The sequence below is a fragment of the Hydrogenivirga sp. 128-5-R1-1 genome (assembly GCF_000171895.1).
The window spans coordinates 1-1,569 of the sequence record NZ_ABHJ01000314.1 but is presented as its reverse complement, the minus strand read 5'-3'; the positions used below and the strand labels follow the sequence as shown (position 1 = coordinate 1,569).

Genomic DNA, 1,569 nt, shown 5'->3' with positions numbered 1-1,569 from the left:
TATCATTTACTGAGGAAACGCACATTAATTAATATGAGATTTGACCTTACTGATGAAGAGGTTGTAAGCTTTCTCAATTCTGAAATCATTAAAAGATATATAAAAGATGTTTTTAGGAATATAACTTATCACTTTAACATAACACAATTGAAACTAATTCCTTTACCTACAAAGGAAGAATTAAAAAAAATAAAGGAGTTATTAATATGTCAAGAAACTGGAAGAAAGATTTAGATAAATTCGAGAACTTTCTTGAGAATATAGATATAAAGAAATATGCACATTTAAGAATGATTAAGACCGTGGAACAAGATTTACCACGAGATTTATTACCTCTTGAAATATATTATAGGTATTATTGGGATACAACTAACTTTAAAGACTACGATGATATCTTTAGAATTTATTGGAGTGAAAAATTAAGTCCATACATCTATAATTTCATAAAGAAATACTTTTATGGCTGTTCTTTACAATTTGTGGAAGAAGGCTTTAAAGCAAGACTGTACAGAATCTGGATGTCTATTCTAACACAATTTCATTTTCAATATTTATGGAATGCTTTATTTGACGAAAAGCTAATATCTAACCCAAAGTTGGATATGATGGGAATAGATGCAATTGTAGAATTAAACCCTAATTTCCAATTTAAACCTTAAGTATAATTTTAAACTGTAGAGCTAAAATAAAAAAGTGAATTTTAGCTAAAAACCCTTCCAAAGAAACAGCTTTAATACTTTCAATTCCCATATACTTCAATCTGCTGAAAGTAGTCTCTATCTTCTTCCTAATGGTCTTTAAAAAAGTTTGTTTTTTCTTTTGTTTATGATGAATCTTTCCTTTTTTTATAGCTTCTAACTCTATACATATTTTTTTTAGTTCTTCTTTTAAACCTTTTGAATTGAATGCTTTGTCTGCTATTAAAATCTTGCCATTTAGTAAATTTATAATCGTTTGCTCTTCTTTAAACTCTTTTAATGCGTTTATATCGTGTTTTGAAGCTGGCATTATATTAAACGATATAGGTTGTTCATAAGTATCTATTATTAGTCCTAATTTATACCCAAACCATTCTCTATGTCCGTTATTTCCTTTATATAATTTCCCACTTACCTTTTTACATCTTTTTATCCTTGTAAGTTCACAAACTGGAATTGGTTTTGTATCAAGTATTGCAATTAGTGATTCTTTGTTTGATAGCAAATTTTTTACCAGTATAATTAAAATTTTTACTAACTTTTTCAACTTTTTTGCTCTTTTTACAATGGCTGGTAGCTCTGGCACATAAGGAAACATATCGCTGTAGTTTTCTTTAAATTCTTTTAGTGTAGATTTTATTTCTCCTTTTCTAAATGTTGTGGCATAAACTAAAAGGGTTATTAACTCGCTATCTGAAAATTTAGGCTTATTTGTTTTGTGTTTATGTCCTATCAACTTTAATACCTCGTCTACAATTACATAAACTGTTGTTATATAATCTTTATATGTCATTGGTTTTCCTCCAGTGGTTTTTATCTTTATTTGCCACTGGAGTTTTTTATTTAAACTTCTCTCTTGAATTGGAAACTA

The 1,569-nt window shown here is 27.7% G+C and carries 3 protein-coding genes; 2 read left to right on the top strand and 1 reads right to left on the bottom strand.

Annotation, left to right across the window (positions count from 1 at the left end; translation table 11 throughout):
- The coding region (locus HG1285_RS02070) for a TaqI-like C-terminal specificity domain-containing protein (RefSeq protein WP_008289219.1) at window positions 1-234 on the top strand (234 nt) is incomplete at its 5' end.
- On the top strand, window positions 207-659 hold the full coding sequence (locus HG1285_RS02075; RefSeq protein ID WP_008289218.1) for a TaqI family restriction endonuclease: 453 nt from the start codon (window positions 207-209) through the stop codon (window positions 657-659). The genes HG1285_RS02070 and HG1285_RS02075, both read left to right, overlap by 28 nt.
- Here HG1285_RS02075 and HG1285_RS02080 read toward each other — a convergent pair.
- Window positions 649-1,491 carry an IS982 family transposase gene (locus tag HG1285_RS02080; RefSeq protein ID WP_008289217.1) on the bottom strand — a complete coding sequence of 281 codons (843 nt, stop codon included), beginning with the start codon at window positions 1,489-1,491 and terminating at the stop codon, window positions 649-651. The two genes, HG1285_RS02075 and HG1285_RS02080, sit on opposite strands and share 11 nt — an antisense overlap.
- Window positions 1,492-1,569 lie beyond the last annotated feature (78 nt).